The 17,510-nt window shown below is 50.0% G+C and carries 14 protein-coding genes and 1 pseudogene; 1 reads left to right on the top strand and 14 read right to left on the bottom strand.

Annotated elements, in window-relative coordinates; all coding sequences use genetic code 11:
- Positions 1–127 precede the first annotated feature (127 nt).
- The 3 genes from B2U90_RS00075 to B2U90_RS00065 form a co-directional block, all read right to left on the bottom strand.
- Positions 128–1,675, bottom strand: coding sequence for a 4-hydroxyphenylacetate 3-hydroxylase N-terminal domain-containing protein (locus tag B2U90_RS00075; protein WP_059077403.1), 1,548 nt, complete (start codon positions 1,673–1,675; stop codon positions 128–130).
- Between the two features lie 30 nt (positions 1,676–1,705).
- Positions 1,706–3,010: an acetyl-CoA hydrolase/transferase family protein gene (locus B2U90_RS00070; RefSeq protein WP_201784386.1), complete on the bottom strand. Its 1,305-nt coding sequence runs from the start codon at positions 3,008–3,010 to the stop codon at positions 1,706–1,708.
- Between the two features lie 313 nt (positions 3,011–3,323).
- Complete coding sequence (locus B2U90_RS00065) at positions 3,324–5,045, bottom strand: sigma-54 interaction domain-containing protein (RefSeq protein ID WP_059077401.1); 1,722 nt, start codon at positions 5,043–5,045, stop codon at positions 3,324–3,326.
- Positions 5,046–5,285: 240 nt separating this feature from the next.
- On the opposite strand from B2U90_RS00065, the gene B2U90_RS00060 reads away from it, so the two are divergent.
- Positions 5,286–6,899 (top strand): peptide chain release factor 3, encoded by a 1,614-nt coding sequence (locus B2U90_RS00060; RefSeq protein ID WP_059077400.1) that lies wholly within the window; start codon positions 5,286–5,288, stop codon positions 6,897–6,899.
- Between the two features lie 115 nt (positions 6,900–7,014).
- On the opposite strand, the gene B2U90_RS00055 is transcribed toward B2U90_RS00060, so the two are convergent.
- The 11 genes and pseudogenes from B2U90_RS00055 to B2U90_RS00005 form a co-directional block, all read right to left on the bottom strand.
- Positions 7,015–7,749 (bottom strand): TVP38/TMEM64 family protein, encoded by a 735-nt coding sequence (locus tag B2U90_RS00055; RefSeq protein WP_349678586.1) that lies wholly within the window; start codon positions 7,747–7,749, stop codon positions 7,015–7,017.
- A gap of 5 nt (positions 7,750–7,754) precedes the next feature.
- Positions 7,755–8,654 carry a DMT family transporter gene (locus tag B2U90_RS00050; RefSeq protein WP_059077399.1) on the bottom strand — a complete coding sequence of 300 codons (900 nt, stop codon included), beginning with the start codon at positions 8,652–8,654 and terminating at the stop codon, positions 7,755–7,757.
- A 22-nt stretch (positions 8,655–8,676) separates the two neighbouring features.
- Positions 8,677–10,179 carry a threonine synthase gene (gene thrC, locus B2U90_RS00045; protein WP_150824886.1) on the bottom strand — a complete coding sequence of 501 codons (1,503 nt, stop codon included), beginning with the start codon at positions 10,177–10,179 and terminating at the stop codon, positions 8,677–8,679.
- A gap of 97 nt (positions 10,180–10,276) precedes the next feature.
- Positions 10,277–11,500 (bottom strand): class I SAM-dependent rRNA methyltransferase, encoded by a 1,224-nt coding sequence (locus B2U90_RS00040; RefSeq protein WP_113856003.1) that lies wholly within the window; start codon positions 11,498–11,500, stop codon positions 10,277–10,279.
- 165 nt (positions 11,501–11,665) lie between these two features.
- On the bottom strand, positions 11,666–12,670 hold the full coding sequence (locus B2U90_RS00035) for an electron transfer flavoprotein subunit alpha/FixB family protein (RefSeq protein WP_292016781.1): 1,005 nt from the start codon (positions 12,668–12,670) through the stop codon (positions 11,666–11,668).
- Between the two features lie 14 nt (positions 12,671–12,684).
- A complete protein-coding gene (locus tag B2U90_RS00030; protein ID WP_059077395.1) occupies positions 12,685–13,470 on the bottom strand; it encodes an electron transfer flavoprotein subunit beta/FixA family protein in 786 nt (261 codons plus the stop codon).
- A 181-nt stretch (positions 13,471–13,651) separates the two neighbouring features.
- Positions 13,652–14,338, bottom strand: coding sequence for a RadC family protein (gene radC, locus B2U90_RS00025; RefSeq protein ID WP_292016780.1), 687 nt, complete (start codon positions 14,336–14,338; stop codon positions 13,652–13,654).
- Positions 14,335–14,895 (bottom strand): Maf family protein, encoded by a 561-nt coding sequence (locus B2U90_RS00020; RefSeq protein WP_059077393.1) that lies wholly within the window; start codon positions 14,893–14,895, stop codon positions 14,335–14,337. The genes radC and B2U90_RS00020 overlap by 4 nt, the downstream gene beginning before the upstream one ends.
- A 31-nt stretch (positions 14,896–14,926) precedes the next feature.
- On the bottom strand, positions 14,927–15,196 hold the full coding sequence (locus B2U90_RS00015) for a DUF4321 domain-containing protein (protein ID WP_059077392.1): 270 nt from the start codon (positions 15,194–15,196) through the stop codon (positions 14,927–14,929).
- A 156-nt stretch (positions 15,197–15,352) separates the two neighbouring features.
- Positions 15,353–17,047 (bottom strand): glutamine--tRNA ligase/YqeY domain fusion protein, encoded by a 1,695-nt coding sequence (locus tag B2U90_RS00010; RefSeq protein WP_292016779.1) that lies wholly within the window; start codon positions 17,045–17,047, stop codon positions 15,353–15,355.
- A gap of 174 nt (positions 17,048–17,221) precedes the next feature.
- Positions 17,222–17,510: pseudogene (locus tag B2U90_RS00005) on the bottom strand (mechanosensitive ion channel); the annotation flags it as partial.

The raw sequence follows: 17,510 nt of genomic DNA, 5'->3' as shown, positions 1-17,510 counted from the left end.
CGCCGTACATTTTGCTCAGCCTCTTCCCGTTTACTGCAGATCGTGCTTCCGCTGGCATCAATTACTCAGGTTTTCCAACGAGCGGTGTCAGCAGCTGCCTCCTGCGTCAGGAATAGTCATCCTGGTACTACTTATTATCCGACTGTGGCAGATCGCGGTTGGTACAGATGCGGCCCTGCCTTTTACCGATAGCAGCGATAATTTCGTCTACCCTGGCCGGGTCTTTTTCCATACCCGTTGCCGCCCGGACGAGATTCTTCAGATAATCCCAATCCGTAAACGACCGGGCCATGACGGTAGACGCTTCCTGGTTTCCTCCGCCGTGGAGAGCCATGGCCGTCCAGTTGGAACCGCGGGCCATATGTTCAATAAACCGGCCGGCCCGGAGACGATCCATTGCCGTATAGGCCGGATTGCCCGGATTAAACGCTCTCTGACAGAGTTCTCCTACTTCTTTACTGCGCATATCCAGTTCAGATGGCGCCGTTTCTCCAAATCCCGCCAGAATATCCCGGGCCAGCCGCACAGCTTCAAAAGGCATCTGGGTACAGGTATACTTACAGGTATGGGACATAAGCGGATTGGGGATCCAGAATCCGCTGGGGTGCTGGAATCCTTCGACGCCCGATGCCAGGGACAATCCGTACACCGTTTCGGCCGTCATGGCCATCTGGGTCAGCTTTGTGCGGATATGCCCGGCTTTCTGGACACCAATCATATCGGCAATGAGGCTGGCCGCACCACACAGGGCCGAACAGCCGCCGGCCTTGCAGCCACCGGCAGTCAGGCGATGGACAGCGGTGAAATAACTCAACAGGCGGCCGACATATTTCGTCTCGCCGCACATGAAGACCCGGTCATTGGGCACGAATACATGGTCAAAGTATACCAGAGCCTGATGGTCGGCATATTTTTTGCCCAGATCAATTCCTTCGATATCACCGCCGACTTCAAAGAAACGCTTATCCTGGGGCGTGCGGCCCAATACAAAGGTCAGGCCCGGCGTATCGGCCGGAACGGCACAGGCCAGAGCAAAATCTTTATCTTCAGGACGCATATTAGTCGTCGGGACGATGACGATTTCGTGAGCGAACAAGATGCCTGTCTGGTTGCATTTATAGCCGCTGATGACGATACCGTCATCGCGTACTTCATTAATGTGTACGTATGCATCTGGATCAGGCTGTTCGTGAGGGGCCAGCGTGCGCAGGCCTTTGACGTCCGTCACGGTTACCGTACAGGTCAGGTCATTGCGTTGCACATAATCGAGGAATTTCATGAACCGGTCGAAGTAATGAGTTCCCAGATCCTGATCCATATCATAGCAGGCCGGGCCCAGACCGGCAAAGGCTTCTGAACCGGTACAGCGGTGAGTACAACAGCCGACGACTTCCGCAAGAGCACGGGCAGCCCGGGTCTTGCGGTTTGCGTCTTCTGCCGAACGCAGGGGCGCATTGTAAATACTGACCGGCTGTCCGCTGAGATGGGATGGCACCGTAATCAGGTCTTTCCATTCCGGACGGCTCTGCAGGTCATAAATAGTAGAAATGGCATTAAAGCTGGCCGCCAGTGGCGGGAACGTCGTCAAGTCTTCGATTTTTTTGCCCAGAAAATAAACATTCATCGGTTTGCGGGCACGGATACTGGCTTGAAATTGCTCTTTTGTCATCAACATAGTGATTCCTCCTCCCGTACAGTCACAGCATCACACAATAATATGCATCTTTCTGGCTGCCTCCGTTAATTCTTCCCGGAAAGCAGGAGCTGCAATGCGAATCAGCGCTTTGGCACGCTGGGAACAGGTCAGCCCTTTCAGCCGTGCCATTCCAAACTCAGTAACTACATAATCGACATCGTTTCTCGTCGTACTGACACAGGCTCCTTCTGTGAGGACCGGTTTAATCTTGGACACTTTCCCTTTTTTTGCCGTTGCCGTAAAAGCGAGGAACGATTTTCCTCCTTTGGAAGCAGCGGCCCCACGGATGAAATCAATCTGCCCGCCTACACCGCTATAGTTCTTTGTTCCCATCGTTTCCGAGCATACCTGGCCGAACAAGTCGATTTCGATGCACGAATTGATGGAAATGACCTGATCATTCATAGCAATGACGCGGGGATCATTGACATACGATACGGGCAGGAAGGCGACACCGGGATTATTGTCAATAAAATCATAGGTCCTGCGGGAAGCAAAGGTAAAGGTCGCAACAGAGGTTCCGCGATGAATCCGTTTGCAGCCGTTAGTAATGACTCCGGCCAGTGTCAGATCAACCATGCTGTCACAAAACATTTCACTATGTACGCCCAGATTCCGCTTATCGAGCAGGCTCTGTGCCACCGCATTGGGAATGCCGCCAATTCCCAGCTGCAGCGTGGCTCCATTGGGTATCTCGTCAGCAATCATCTGCCCGATGGCAAGGTCCGTATTGGTAACCGGCGGCGGATCGACTACTGTAATGGGAGCATCATTTTCCCATATACCGTCTACTTCTGAAATATGGATAAAGGAACCAAACGACCGGGGCATAGTCGGATTTACTTCTACCAGTATTTTTTCTGCATGATGACGGACTTCACTCAAATCGGCCGCCGTACCGAAACTAAAATACCCGTGCTCATCCATAGGGGATACGGCAGCGTAAAACACATCCGGCTCAGGCAGGACACTGGTCCACACCTGTGGTACCTGACTGTAATGGGCCGGCATATAATCGCCGCGGCCTTCCCATATCATGTTCCTGTCATAAGCACTGACAAAGTGGGAAATGTGATAAATATATTTCTCCATACCGGCTTTCATGTACTCCTGCTGCCGGAGGGGAAGGAGTACACAATGGCGGATATGTTCCAGGTCCAGCTCGGGAGCATACGAGGCCAGTACCTGCAGAATTCCCGTCGGTTCCGCCACCTGCCCTGTGCTGACACAGACATCCCCGTTTTTGAACTGCCTGGCCAGGGATTCAGCCGTCATCTTCTTTTCTTCGTACATGCGCTGCCATTGATTCATCATGTCCGCCTCCTTTTCCCTCCATTCACATGATTTGGGATGGGATATTTTTTCCCTGCCCCTTTTCTCCCGTCTCTACAAGTATATATGAAATAATCGCGCCAATTATTCGTGAGCAAACGGAATGGGGCCGGAGCCCATGATTCAGGCATCGAAAAAAAAGAAGCGTTTCTTTGTGATGTCATTTTGCATCATCAAAAAAACGCTATATCAGAAATGCCGGCTGAACCGTGAGATCATCCCCTATAAAAAGACCGATTTCTGATGCAGGATTACATCAGAAAATATGCAGTCCTGCATCAACAGCCGGATATATTTATTTTTTCTTTCCCAGGGACAGACCGTACTTCTGCATCTTCCGGGATATAGTAGACTGATCAATATGCAGTACATCTGCCATGGCCCGTGTCGAACGGCACTGGGCTGCCGTCATCTGGAGCACTTTCCGCTCCACTTCGGCCATAGTCTGGTTCCACGGGGCCACACGGCGTATAGTGACGATAGCCTCGCTTTCTTCCATCTGGATCTGACTGATAAAATCTTCCGGCCGCAGGTCATCGCCTTCGGTCAGTACAACCAGTGTTTCCATGGCATTTTCCAGTTCCCTGATATTGCCGGGCCAGTCCTGGACCATGAGAAGACGGCAGAGTGCCGGTGTCAGTACTTTATGCTTCTCATATTTTGTATTGAACGTATGGAGAAACTGCGCTGCCAGCGGTATGACGTCCTCCCGCCGTTCCCGCAGCGGCGGAATGTGGATATGGATGACGTGGAGCCGGTAATACAAATCACTCCGGAACCTTCCCTGCTGCACCATGTCCCACAAATTCCGGTTCGTAGCGGCAATAAGACGGACATCAACGTGGATAGACCGGGTAGCGCCAATTCGCTGTACTTCCTGATTCTGTATGACCCGCAACAATTTGGCCTGAGCTGCCAGACTCAGTTCCCCTATTTCATCGAGCAGGAGTACGCCCTGATCGGCCAGTTCAAAAAAGCCGGCCTTACCCTGCCGCCTGGCTCCGGTAAAGGCACCGCTTTCATAACCGAACAATTCCGATTCAAAAAGCTCATCGGGGATGGCACCGCAGTTAATTTTCAGGAACGGTTTATCCCGGCGCCGGCTACGATGATAAATTTCATTGACGACGACTTCTTTACCCGTCCCCGATTCCCCTGTAATCAGCACCGTCGAATCGACATCCGAAACGACCTCGATGAGATGCATGACCTTCTGCATCGCCTGACTGCGGCCGATGACCATATCATGGGAATGACTGCTCAGAACGGCGACTTTGCGTATAAATTCATTCATATGCTGCCGCTGTTCCTTGAATTTTTCCCACAATATCTTCCATGATGACACATCCTGGATATCTACGACGATACAGCGCATCTGATGATTGCGGTCCAGTCCGGGAGTAGCCGTATAGACGAGCTTGCGCCCCTTATATTCGACAAGGGAGACGCCGTGCTGCCGTTTATGCAGCGCTTTATCCAGCAGTTCCCGGGGTATCTGCGTTTCTTCCCTGATTGTTTCGATAGACTTGCCTAATATGGCTTTCCGTTTCAGGCCGTATAATGCTTCAAACCGGCGGTTGACCCGTTTGATCATACCCCTGGAATCGAGCACTAAAAGTCCCGTCGAACCGGCTTCCAGCACGGCATCGATTTCCTCTACGACATCGCGCACGACATTCAGTTCCTGAACGGCACAGGAAGACACGCACGATTCATGGACAATGAAGATACTTCCCCGACGTCGCTTTCCTGTCTGCCATGGACGGATATGACAGATGAAATCACGCGATGCAGCCGTTACCACATAGCGGCCTTCACAGTGGACGGCATCAACCGTTTCTCCCAGTCTTTTGATGATTTCCCGGCACGATCCGGGCAATCTCCGTTCCAGATCACAGGCCGCACTGTTCCAATATACAGGAATCCCCTTTTCATTAACCAGTATGAGAATACAATACACCGCATCGGTAATCGCCATAAAATCTTCACGGGTTAATGCCAACGGTCTCGTATTCATCGCCATACACCTCCGGCAGTGGCAGGAAAACGTGCAGTATCGCAGGGGTAACAAGTCTATATTTTTATTATACCAAAAACAGCCCGCCCCTGTCCTGCACAACGCGAATCACTTTGTGTTACGCAGAAGAAACGAGTTTTTCCCAGCTTTTCTCCTCCTTTCCCTGTTTACGAACATCACTTTTCTTAGTATAATAGTATGTACTGTATTTTTTGATTATTCGAATTCATGAGGTGGAACATGTCATTAGTAGATGAAGTAAATAACCGCCGTACGTTTGCCATCATCTCTCACCCGGATGCTGGCAAGACGACATTGACTGAAAAACTGCTCCTCTACGGAGGTGCCATACATCTGGCTGGCTCTGTCAAAGCGAGAAAGACAGCCAAACATGCCGTATCTGACTGGATGGAAATCGAAAAACAGCGTGGTATTTCTGTCACCAGCTCGGTCCTTCAGTTCGATTATGAAGGCCATCATATCAATATCCTTGATACGCCGGGCCATCAGGATTTCAGTGAAGATACGTACCGTACGCTCATGGCCGCAGACAGTGCCGTCATGCTCATCGACGTCGCAAAAGGCGTCGAAGCCCAGACGAAGAAGCTGTTCCGGGTCTGTAAAGAACGGGGTATCCCCATCTTTACCTTTGTCAATAAAATTGATCATTTCGGCCGTAATCCTTTCGACCTGATGGATGAAATCGAAAATATTCTGGGCATCCACGCGTATCCCATGAACTGGCCCATCGGTCTCAATGGCAATTACCAGGGTATCTATGACCGGACGACAGCATCGATTGAACTGTTTGAAAAAGACACGTCCCACGGCCAGCGCAAGCTGGCATCGACCAAAGGTTCAGCCGACGACCCGGTCTTCAAGGAACTCCTCGATGACGATGTACATCAGGGACTCATCGACGACATCGAGCTCCTCGATATGGCCGGTGACGAATTCGATATGGAGAAAGTAAAAAATGGCCAGCTGACACCGATGTTCTTCGGTTCAGCCATGACCAACTTCGGTGTCAAGCCCTTCCTGGAAGAATTTCTGCGCCTGGCTCCACCGCCCCAGCCCCGTCCCTGTGCCGAAGGCGTAGTCGAACCGACGTCTGATCAGTTCACGTCGTTCGTATTCAAGATTCAGGCCAACATGAATCCCCAGCACCACGACCGCATCGTATTCATGCGCATCTGCTCCGGTCAGTTTGAAAAGGGCATGACCGTTACCCATCGTCAGTCGGGAAAGACCCTGCGTCTCATGCAGCCCCAGCAGTTCCTGGCGACAGAACGGACTATCGTCGAAGAAGCCTATCCTGGTGATATCATCGGCGTATTTGATAATGGCACCATGGGCGTCGGCGATACACTGTACTCAGGCAAAAAGAAAGTCACCTTCAAAGACTTCCCGACTTTCCCGCCGGAATTATTCGCCCGCATCCGTGCCAAAGATTCGATGAAGCGCAAGCAGTTCCTGAAAGGCATGACCCAGCTGGCCCAGGAAGGGGCCGTCCAGATTTACGAAAATCTCGGCTCCATGGAAAGTTATATCGTCGGTGCCGTCGGCCAGTTGCAATTCGAAGTGCTGGAATACCGACTGAAGCATGAATACGGCGTCGATCTGGAAATGAACACTCTGCCTTACACGGTAGCCCGCTGGATTCAGACCAATGGCCATGACTACAAGGAACTGAAAAATATCGACAGTGCCATGATTGTCAAAGACCACAAGCAGCGTGTCGTACTGCTCATCGCCAACGAATGGCAGACCAACTGGATTGTCGAACGGAATCCGGACTTTACTTTCTGTACGACACCAGATGAACTGGCCATTGACGAACCAGACGAAGAATAACGATTCCGGCACGCATCCCGCGTTTAAGATTCCCTGTCAACTGTCAGATTTTTAATCTCAAACTCAAAAACGAGGCTATCGCATTATGTAATTTTAACCTAATGCGATAGCCTCGTTATTTTTCTTTATCTATGTTTTCCTTATCCAGATCTTCTGAAATCTTGCGCAATACCTTCTTTGCCTGCTGGCGCCGATGCCAGTACCAGAGTCCGCCATAAATCACCGTAATAGCAATAATCAGTATGGTAAGGCGCAGGGTATGATCTTCGAACATGACCACATCGTGTCCAACGAACACTTCACAGGCTACCGACGGAAGCTTGCCAATAAAACAGCCCAGAATATAATCGCGGTAGCTGATATGGCTCAGAGCGCCCAGGGCCGTCACCAGTCCGTTGGGTGAATACGGTACAGCCCGTGCTATGGTCATAGCCTGCCACGTGCTGTAATGGTCCAGCTTACTGAGCATTTTACTTTTTTCTATGACTTTTTTGGCTTTGCCCCGGAAGAGAGTCCGCATGAAAAAGAAACTGATGATGACACCGATTGTTTCGGCAATCCAGGAAACGATGGTTCCCTGGAATACGCCGAACACGACGCCGTTCGCCGTCGAAATAAAAATTGACGGCAAAAAGCCTACGATGTTGATGACTATATCAATAATCATGCTGACTGCCATAGCCCAGATTCCGAAAGACCGGAGATACGCTATGGTCCCCTGCATATTGCCACTCGTCGAAAGGTCCCAGACGGTGCGGTAAAAATCCGGGATAGTCAGATGAATCCCGGCCAGCATCACGACGAGCATGCCAAAAAATGCGATTTTTATATGCGTTTCGTTTACTTTCATGGTCTTCATACTTCTTCTTTTGCATTCCGTTCCCTAATCTCAGCCATTTCAGCAATACGATCGTGCTTGAGCTTAGTCAGGTACATAGAACCACCGATAATCAAAACGCCGCCTGCTACGGTGAGCAGGGTCAGCATTTCCTGGAATATGACAAAACCCCAGAGGGCATTGAAAAAAACGCCGATATAGGATACAAAACTGACGACGACCGGATTCGCCATGGCGTAGGCATCGGTCATCCAAATCTGGGCAATGACCGTAATCACGCCCAGTGTGATATACCAACCCCATTCCTGCAGATTGGGGACGAGGAAGCTGCCGCCTAATATCATGAGTACAGCTCCTGACAGGGCCGCACAGACGAGGAAATACAAAACGATTTCATAGGGATGGTGCTTTCCCGAATCAGTCAGCTTACTCACTGTCGTATAAGCACCGGCGGCAAACACGGCCTGTGCCAGAGCAAACAGGGAATAGACATTGAATGAATCAAAATTCCATGGCCGGACGACAAGACAACCGCCGGCAAAAATGATAACCAGAGGCAGTTTAGCCCCTTTGGGTAATACCTCTTGGAGAAAGATTGCCGCAAAGAGCATGACAAAAAATGCCGATAGCTGGGAAATGATGGACACGTCTGCCAGGGGCATTCCACGCAGGGCATAGAAAATGCATATCATACCCGTACCACCCAGTATGCCGCGCAGCCATAACGTCGGCCTGTCTTCATGAGACAAATGGACATGATTGGCCCGCATCAGTCCCAGGATAAGAACAGCACTGAGGAAACCGCGGAAAAACGCGATTTCCCCAGTGCTCATGGTATACGACAGCTCTTTGACAATGACGTTTTGAATACTGAACGCCAGAGCAGATAAAATGGCATATACAACGCCTTTGTTCATATAAAACCAGAGCGCCTCTTTTCTATTGCTTCTTGCTGATATCGTCGATAAAGGACAATACAGCCTGCTTCATATCTTCTTTTTCAATACTATCTGCAAAGCGGACCGGCTTCTGCTGCAACGCGGCCAGCGGTTCCGGCAGGGCGATGCCGGTCAGACTGCTGATAGACTGGAGCATGGCAAACGGATCGTCACTGGACGGCAATGCCAGGGCCTTGCAGATAACTGGCGGAAATTTGTATGGATGAGCCGTAGACATGATGACCGTATGACGCCCCTGGTCCATGCCCTGCTTGTGACGGTTCAGGTACACGCCATAGGCGACAGCCGTATGCGGATCCAGGAGATAGCCAAAGTCGTTATAGACGTGATTGATGACAGCTTCTGTTTCATCATCATCAATCCAGCCGCCACAGAATTCCTCCTGCAGCCAGGCCAGTTCGTCTGCGTTGACCGCCATCTTTCCCGTTTCCTGCAGGTCTTTTTCCCACTGGGCCACGCGCTGGCAATCGCCTTTGGCAACATAGAACAGAAATCGTTCAAAATTACTGGACAGAAGGATATCCATGGACGGGCTGTCCGTCGTATAGAAATCGCGGTTCATGTCATAGACACCGGTTTCAAAGAAATCGGCGAGGACCTTATTGCGGTTCGATGCACAGATGAGCCGGCCGATATGAGCCCCCATCTTTTTGGCAAACCATCCTGCCAGGATATTGCCAAAATTCCCTGTCGGCACGACGACATCAAATGATTCATCGGGAGCGATGACACCGTTGTCTACAAGGCGTACCCAGGTCGAAACATAGTAGGCAATCTGTGGAAAGAGCCGGCCGATATTAATGGAATTGGCACTGGAAAAGAGAACGCCATGGTCATGGGCATAGGTATTGACTTCTTCACTCGTAAAGACCCGTTTCAAAAAGCTCTGGGCATCGTCAAAATTTCCGTGTATAGCACTGACGCGGACATTCTTCCCTTCCTGTTTCTGCATCTGCTGCTTCTGCATGGGGCTGACGCCTTCGCTGGGATAAAAGACCATGATATTCGTGCCATTTACGTCTTTAAACCCTTCAAGAGCTGCTTTGCCCGTATCACCGCTGGTTGCCGTGAGGATGAGGATATCGCGCTTTTCTTCTTCCTGTACCTTGGCAGCTGTCAACAGATAGGGAAAGAGGGATAAGGCCAGATCTTTGAAAGCCAGTGTGCGGCCGTGATACAATTCGGCAACAGAAAGATCCGTATCGATTGAATGAAGCGGTACAATGCGGTCATCACGGAACGTCTGATCATTGTAGGCAGCATCAATCATTTTCTGCCGCACTTTAGGCGTAAAATTCGTAAAAAAGTACGCTAAAACAGCATCAGCGATTTCCTGATAGGACTTTTCTTTCAAATCTGTATACGATAATACCTGTTCCGGGAATTCTTCCGGGACATATAGTCCGCCATCGCGGGCCAGGCCATGTAATAATGCATAAGACGGAGTAACGGTTTCTTGCGAACGAGTGCTTCTGAACTTCATGGGACCCTCTCCTTTATTTCATTCAGTAATAGTAGAATCAATCTGCTGCTTTATTATATCATACTTAAACCATGGCGTCAGCCTTGTCTGAAGCCGGTCAGACGACCTGGAACAAGTAGAATTTCAAATAATTTGTTTCCGGCACATTCCAGAGAATAGGATGATCCGGCGACTGCTGGCGCCCTTCAATCTGGCGCAGGTGGACACCGGCATCGGAAGCCGCATCGGCCAGCATGGACCGGAACAAATCATCGCGCATGAAATGGGAACACGAACAGGTAGCCAGGTACCCGCCCCGGGGCAGCAGTTTCATGGCTTTCAGATTGATTTCCTTATAACCACGGATGGCATTGCGCACCGTATGGCCCGATTTGGTGAAGGCTGGCGGATCGAGGATGATGAAATCATAGTCATGGTTTTTATGGTCTGCCAGGTCCGTCAGAAGGTCAAAGACATTGGCCTGCATTGCCGTAACCTTGTCTTCCAGTCCGTTGCGGCGGATATTTTCCCTCGTCATGGAAACGGCTTCGTCCGATATATCGACGGCGGTAACACTGGCCGCTCCTCCTCTGGCTGCATTGAGGGCAAAGGCTCCCGTGTGGGTGAAACAGTCCAGTACATGATGGCCTGCGGCAATTTTGGCTACGGCCAGGCGGTTATATTTCTGATCGAGGAAAAAACCCGTCTTCTGGCCGTTCTCAACATCTACGTCATACAAGATGCCGTTCTCATCAATCGTCGTAAGGGCGCTGCCCGGTTCCGGCAGATAGGGCGTCTCGTACCAGCCCTTGTACTGTTCCATCCCGTCCAGTTCGCGGACGCGGACATCGTTACGTTCGTAAATTCCCCGGATGATGACACCCATATGGCGCAGCTGGTCTGTCAATGCCTTGAAGATGACCGGTTTTACGACATCCATGCCATAGCAAAGTGTTTGGGCTACGAGCAGGTCATTGTACCGGTCAACAGTCAGACCCGGCATTTCATCAGCATCACCAAAAATAAGGCGGCAGCAGGAAAAATCTTTCTCTCCCATGACGGTCCGGCGGTATGCCAACGCATACTGGACACGGCGCTGCCAGAAGGCTTCATCAAAGCGGTCATTGGCATTGCGTGATATGATGCGGACCCGGATTTTAGAAATATCATTGGCAAATCCCGTTCCCAAGTATTTTCCTTTTTCACTGAGGACATCTACCAAGTCTCCTGTCTTGTACTGCCCATCAACATGGGTCACTTCTTCTCCATAGACCCAGGGATGACCGCTGCGGGCAGCCCGTTCTCCTTTGCGGGTCAGGTACAATTTAGCGTAAGGTCTCATATGACTCCTTTATATTATACAAAAATGGTAAACAAAAGATAAATCAAATTTAAGATTATCTTTAATTATGGCAAATATTGTAGAGAAGTGCAATAGCCAGACCAGAAAATAAGGCCAGGACCACTGCAATACAGCGTTTCCCGGCCTTGATATATCCAGTTTCCGTTATTTTGCCTGCAATTTTTTGATTTCCCGCTGAAGGATAGGCATAACTTCAAACAAATCGCCTACAATGCCATAATTGGCAAATTTGAAAATGGGTGCGTCCGGATCCGTATTGACGGCAATGATCAGTTCTGCCTCTTTCAGGCCCAGTTGATGCTGGATGGCACCGGAAATTCCCAGAGCGATGTAAATCTTCGGAGCTATTTTTTTGCCTGTCACGCCAACCTGTGCATCATGGGGCATCCAGCCGTTATCGACCAGCGGTTTGGAAACGCCCAGCGGCGCGCCAATGGATTCGGCAAAGGCAGCTACCTTTTTAAGGCCGTCTTCGTCTCCTACCCCCCGGCCGGCTCCGACAACCAAATCAGCCGTTTCGATAGTCAGCGTTTCATCGAGCGGCGGCAGGCTTTCAAAGCCGATCACCTTCTGGGATACGGTACGCGTACAGGAAAGACCGTCCTCTTTGATGACTTCTCCACTGCGGCTGCTGTCAAACGTATTGCCCCGGAAAATCCGTTCGCCAATCGTAGCCAGCTGGGGCCGCGTCGTCGTCAGAATCTTAACGAACAATTTTCCCGTGTAAGCCGGCCGTATCCAGGTAAGACTGTCATCGTCTCCTTCGTACCGGCAATCGATGCAGTCGGCAACGAGTCCCAGATTCATAGCGGCAGAGAGCCGTCCACCCAGGTCACGGCCGTCAGGAGATGCGCCAATCAGCATAGCACTGGCTTCATATTTTGTCAGGATCTGCTGTACGATTTCCGTGTACTGCGAGGCATCAAACGTATCCAGCCCATCGCGGTTAACGACGACCGCCACATCGGCGCCATAGCCTATAATATCAGAAGCCGCTTCTTCTGCTCCCTTACCCGCGAGAAGAGCCATCAGGGCTTTATTTCTGCTATCGGCCAGTTCCCGGCCTTTTCCCAGCAGTTCAAGGCTCAGCTGTGACGGTTTCCCATCCACTAATTCTATGTACACCCAGATATTGTGTTTCTTTTCCATAACCATGCGCCTCCTTATATCAGTTTTTTCGCTGCCATATCTGCCATCAGTTTCTGGACAGCTTCTTCTGTCGTATTGCCGTCAATCATGATGCCGACAGCATGTTTTTCCGGCGCAAACAATTCGGTAACATCCGTTGCCGAACCGGCACTGCCCGATTCAGACGGATCGAGTCCGATATCTTCCAGCCGCCAGACATCAAAGACGGCTTTTTTTGCTTTCATCTTGTTACGGATACTGGGTGAACGGGGCACGTTCATCGTTTCCATGACTGAGCAGACTGCCGGAAGCTTCGTTTCTACTGTTTCCATTCCACCGTGATTCTTCCGCGATGCCCGGATCACCCCATCTTCTGCCGTGAGGCTTTCTGCATACGTTATGAGACTGAATCCCAGGTGTTCGGCAATAGCTGGCGGAATCTGTCCCGTATCACCGTCAGCCGATTGTTTTCCTGTAAGGACCAGATCGACAGGCGCCAGTTTTTTAATGGCCAGGGCAAGGATTTTCCCCGTCGCCAGCGTATCGGACCCGGCCATGCGTTCATCGGACAGAAGGACGCCGCCATCGGCCCCCATGGACACGCCTTCCCGCAGAGCTTCACTGGCCATAGCCGTCCCCATAGAAATCAGAGTCACTGTACCTCCCTGTGCTTCTTTAATGGCAATGGCTGCCTCAATGGCATTCTTGTCTACGGGATTCAGCATCGTCGGCGCCCCGACACGGACCAGATTATGATTCTGACTGTCAATCTGGATATCCGAAACGGCTGGTACTTGTTTAATCAGTACTACGATATTCATACAACACTCCTCCTTTAGTCTAGCCGAATTATTTATGTATTAATATTATATATATTATCTCACGGTCACATAAATTTATCAAGAAATAATGTTTATTATTTTATAAAAAAGTTTGTAAAAAGAAAAGCATCCGGAAACGGATGCTGGTTCATATTATATATGCACACATTGTCTGGTCATCTTACAGGTAGCCCCGCTCACACAGGCTGACAAACACACCGTCACCGATGATGATGTGGTCCAGGATTGGGATCTCCATGACATCACCGGCTTGTACGAGGCGGCGCGTGACATCGATATCTTCCTGACTCGGCTCAGGATTGCCACTGGGATGATTATGCAGCAGGACGACAGCGGCCGCATTACACTGCAGCGCGTAGCGGAACACGTCTCTTGCCTTGGCCAGGCTGGCATTAATAGTCCCTACGGTCAGAGTCTGGATGCGCAGGAGCTGATTCTTCGTCGAAAGGTACACGGCGGCAAACCGTTCCTGCGGTAGGAAGCGCATGTCTTCCATGACGTATTCGGCAATGACCTGAGGTGAACTGAAATCGGGATTATCCCGGCGTACCCGGCAGCGGACGATGCGCCGGCCGAGTTCCACGGCTGCACAAAGAGTGACAGCCTTGTCCGGGCCGATGCCGCGGATCCGGCATAATTCACTCAGCGTGATTTCGCCAAGACAGCCCAGATTACCTCCCGGCAGGGACGCCAGCAAATTCCGGGCCATATCCAGTACTGAACAGCCCCGGGTACCGGTCCGCAGGAGAATGGCCAGAAGCTCTGGATCCGTCAGCAGGCGGGCGCCATGCTGGATCAGTTTTTCCCGTGGTTTTTCCCGCGATGACAATTCTTTCAGACAAGTCATCCGATAATTTTTGCCTTCTGGAGCAGCGTATAGACCTGGGATAACGGCAGGCCGACTACGTTCGTATAGGAACCGTTGACTTTTTCAACGAAGACAGCGGCCTTTCCCTGGATACCATAAGCCCCGGCTTTATCCATGGGTTCACCAGAATGGACATAGTCCTTGATTTCACTGTCTTTCAACTTCCGGAACCAGACTTTGGTTTCCACGACTTTGGTATAAGTCTTTTTACCGCGCACCAGTGCTACGCCCGTGAACACGGAATGTTTACGGCCCGATAATTCCTGAAGCATGCGCATGGCATCTTTTTCATGCTTCGGCTTACCCAGGATTTCCCCGTCGAGTGCCACGACCGTATCGGCACCCAGTACCCACTGACCCGGATATTTGGCCGCTACATCATTGGCTTTACCCAGTGCCTGGGCCAGGACAAATTTAGCAGGATCTTTCTTTTTAGGTGCACCTTCTTCATAGGTGCTGGGATTGACCATATAGGCTACCCCAATCTGAGACAGCAATTCCCGGCGCCTCGGTGAAGCGGAAGCCAGAATAAGCATAATAAAAAAACCTCCTTATCCTTATATACTATTATAACCGGCGGAAAATAAGAAATGCCAGTATAATGCCAAGAATACTCAGCAGATTAGGGGCAAAATGAATGCCGAACTGGATCTGCATGACATACAGATTCAGATGGACGTTCTGAATATCAAATATTTCATAATGCTGGGACAAGAGCGGCATGAGACTGCCAAAGCTGACATGAGACAGAAGTTCTCCCAGGATTCCTCCCAGAATACCGCCTACGACAATAAATAAAATAAAAAGCAGGACACTATGTGTACCTAATACTTTCATACGCACATCTCCTCTGCAATAACTACGAACTTCATTATACCGTTATTACCGGTACAGCGCAACGATAAGACAGAAAAAGGCCGCTTTTCTCAGTTAATTTTAATATACTGAAAAAAAGCGGCTTATTTTCTCATTTCATTTTAATCTTATTGTTTCTTATTTATTTTTCTTCTGCATCTTAGCCCAGGTATCGCGCAAGCCGACGATACGGTTCACGACGATATGATCTTCTGTCGTATCGGGATCAATGACAAAGTACCCTTCCCGCAGGAACTGGAAGTGGTCGCCCGCTTTATACTGTTTAATGCAAGCTTCCGCTTTGCTGTGATAGACATCGAGGCTGTGCGGGTTGATTTGGGAGAGGAAATCCTTGTTGTTTGTTTCTTCTTCGTCTTCATTGTCGCTGTCCTTGAGCAGGTAATCGTAGACTCTCGTTTCAACATCGACGGCATCGTCTGCATTGACCCAGTGGAGGGTCCCTTTGACTTTGCGGTTGGCGTTCTTGCCCGTACCGCTCATGCTTTCCGGATCATGACTGCAGTGAATTTCTACGATATTGCCATTTTCATCTTTAATGACTTCTTCACATTTGATGATATATGCATATTTGAGGCGAACTTCCTTGCCCGGAGCCAGGCGGAAGAATTTCTTTACCGGTTCTTCCATGAAATCTTTGCGGTCGATATAAATATTCTTGCTGAACGTCATCTGACGCGTACCCATGGCTTCATTTTCCTGATTATTTTCTGCCGTAATGGTTTCCGTTTTGCCATCGGGGTAATCCGTAATGACGACTTTGATGGGGTCAATGACAGTCATGATGCGCGGAGCCTTGAGTTTCAGATCTTCGCGGATGCAGTATTCAAGGAGGGAAATATCGACCATGCTGTCAGCTTTGGCCACACCGATGCGTTCGCAGAAATCACGGATGGATTCCGGTGTAAATCCGCGACGGCGGATACCAGCAATGGTCGGCATACGGGGATCGTCCCAGCCGCTGACAATGCCCTTTTCGACGAGGACGCGGAGTTTGCGCTTACTCATAACCAGATTCGTCACATTGAGGCGGGCAAATTCAATCTGCCGGGGCAGCTGGCCTTCCGGATCTTCCCAGTCCTGAATGCACCATTCATAGAGAGGACGATGGTCTTCAAATTCGAGAGTGCAGATAGAATGGGTGATCCGTTCAATAGCGTCAGAAACAGGATGAGCAAAATCATACATAGGATAAATGCACCATTTGTCACCCGTACGGTGATGAGTAGCATGAAGAATACGGTAGATGACAGGGTCACGCATGTTGATATTAGGGCTTGCCATATCAATTTTGGCACGCAGGACCTTTTCGCCGTCGGCATATTTCCCGGCCTTCATTTCTTCAAACAGGCGCAGGTTTTCTTCGACACTGCGGTTGCGGTACGGACTTTCTTTTCCCGGCGTATTGAAGGTACCACGGTATGCTTTAATCTGTTCGCTTGTCAGATCATCGACATAGGCCTTGCCCAGTTTGATCAGTTTGACCGCATATTCATAAATTTGATCAAAATAATCTGAGGTATAATACAATCGGTCTCCCCAGTCAAATCCCAGCCATTTGACATCCTTTTTGATGGATTCAACAAATTCTGTATTTTCTTTGGACGGATTCGTATCATCAAAGCGCAGATTCGTCAGACCGCCGTATTTTTGGGCAATGCCAAAATTCAGGCAGATAGACTTGGCATGACCGATATGCAGATACCCATTCGGTTCAGGCGGGAAACGGGTGTGTACGCGCTTCCCATATTTATTCGACGCATTATCTTCATCGATGAAATTTTCAATAAAGTTCTTAGTGATTTCAGTACCCATATAGTGTCGCTCCTCGCTATTACAATATAATACTCTCACATTGTATCATAAATATCGCTTCAACACTAGCATATATCAACATCTGACAGTGTCAAGATGTTGCGGGAATTTTGGGAGATGAGAGGAGCGTTTTTGCATCGCTACATAATCCTCATCCGCCAAGAGTCCCCCTGTTCAGTCGCGGCGGATGAGGAGATGGATGCCTTCTTTTTTGTAGGTCTTGTAGATGCTTTTGATGAACTGGTGCTTGAGAACGGCTTCGTCGACGATGTTGCGGATACGCAGAACGACTTTGAAAGAAATGCCGTATTCCCCCATCTGGTCATAGCGTACGAGGGGCTCGAAACCGGTGACGCCGTACTCGCTGTGGTCGAGGATATGGCGGGCTACGCCGAGGGTGACGTCTTCGACGTGCTGCAGGTCGTTATCATAAGTAATAGTCAAGGGAATGGAAATGGTACAT

The organism is Megasphaera sp. UBA4233 (assembly GCF_002395615.1).
Lineage (GTDB): Bacteria > Bacillota > Negativicutes > Veillonellales > Megasphaeraceae > Megasphaera > Megasphaera hexanoica.
This window is presented reverse-complemented; position numbering and strand designations above follow the sequence as displayed.

Excerpts from the sequence above, each read along its gene's own strand:
- B2U90_RS00015 (WP_059077392.1), bottom strand. The coding sequence starts at position 15,196 with ATGAAAGTATTAGGTACACATAGTGTCCTGCTTTTTATTTTATTTATT.
- B2U90_RS00050 (WP_059077399.1), bottom strand. The coding sequence starts at position 8,654 with ATGAACAAAGGCGTTGTATATGCCATTTTATCTGCTCTGGCGTTCAGT.
- B2U90_RS00010 (WP_292016779.1), bottom strand. The coding sequence starts at position 17,047 with ATGGGTACTGAAATCACTAAGAACTTTATTGAAAATTTCATCGATGAA.
- radC (WP_292016780.1), bottom strand. The coding sequence starts at position 14,338 with ATGACTTGTCTGAAAGAATTGTCATCGCGGGAAAAACCACGGGAAAAA.
- B2U90_RS00075 (WP_059077403.1), bottom strand. The coding sequence starts at position 1,675 with ATGTTGATGACAAAAGAGCAATTTCAAGCCAGTATCCGTGCCCGCAAA.
- B2U90_RS00040 (WP_113856003.1), bottom strand. The coding sequence starts at position 11,500 with ATGAGACCTTACGCTAAATTGTACCTGACCCGCAAAGGAGAACGGGCT.
- B2U90_RS00060 (WP_059077400.1), top strand. The coding sequence starts at position 5,286 with ATGTCATTAGTAGATGAAGTAAATAACCGCCGTACGTTTGCCATCATC.
- B2U90_RS00035 (WP_292016781.1), bottom strand. The coding sequence starts at position 12,670 with ATGGAAAAGAAACACAATATCTGGGTGTACATAGAATTAGTGGATGGG.
- B2U90_RS00065 (WP_059077401.1), bottom strand. The coding sequence starts at position 5,045 with ATGAATACGAGACCGTTGGCATTAACCCGTGAAGATTTTATGGCGATT.
- B2U90_RS00070 (WP_201784386.1), bottom strand. The coding sequence starts at position 3,010 with ATGATGAATCAATGGCAGCGCATGTACGAAGAAAAGAAGATGACGGCT.
- B2U90_RS00055 (WP_349678586.1), bottom strand. The coding sequence starts at position 7,749 with ATGAAAGTAAACGAAACGCATATAAAAATCGCATTTTTTGGCATGCTC.
- B2U90_RS00030 (WP_059077395.1), bottom strand. The coding sequence starts at position 13,470 with ATGAATATCGTAGTACTGATTAAACAAGTACCAGCCGTTTCGGATATC.
- thrC (WP_150824886.1), bottom strand. The coding sequence starts at position 10,179 with ATGAAGTTCAGAAGCACTCGTTCGCAAGAAACCGTTACTCCGTCTTAT.
- B2U90_RS00020 (WP_059077393.1), bottom strand. The coding sequence starts at position 14,895 with ATGCTTATTCTGGCTTCCGCTTCACCGAGGCGCCGGGAATTGCTGTCT.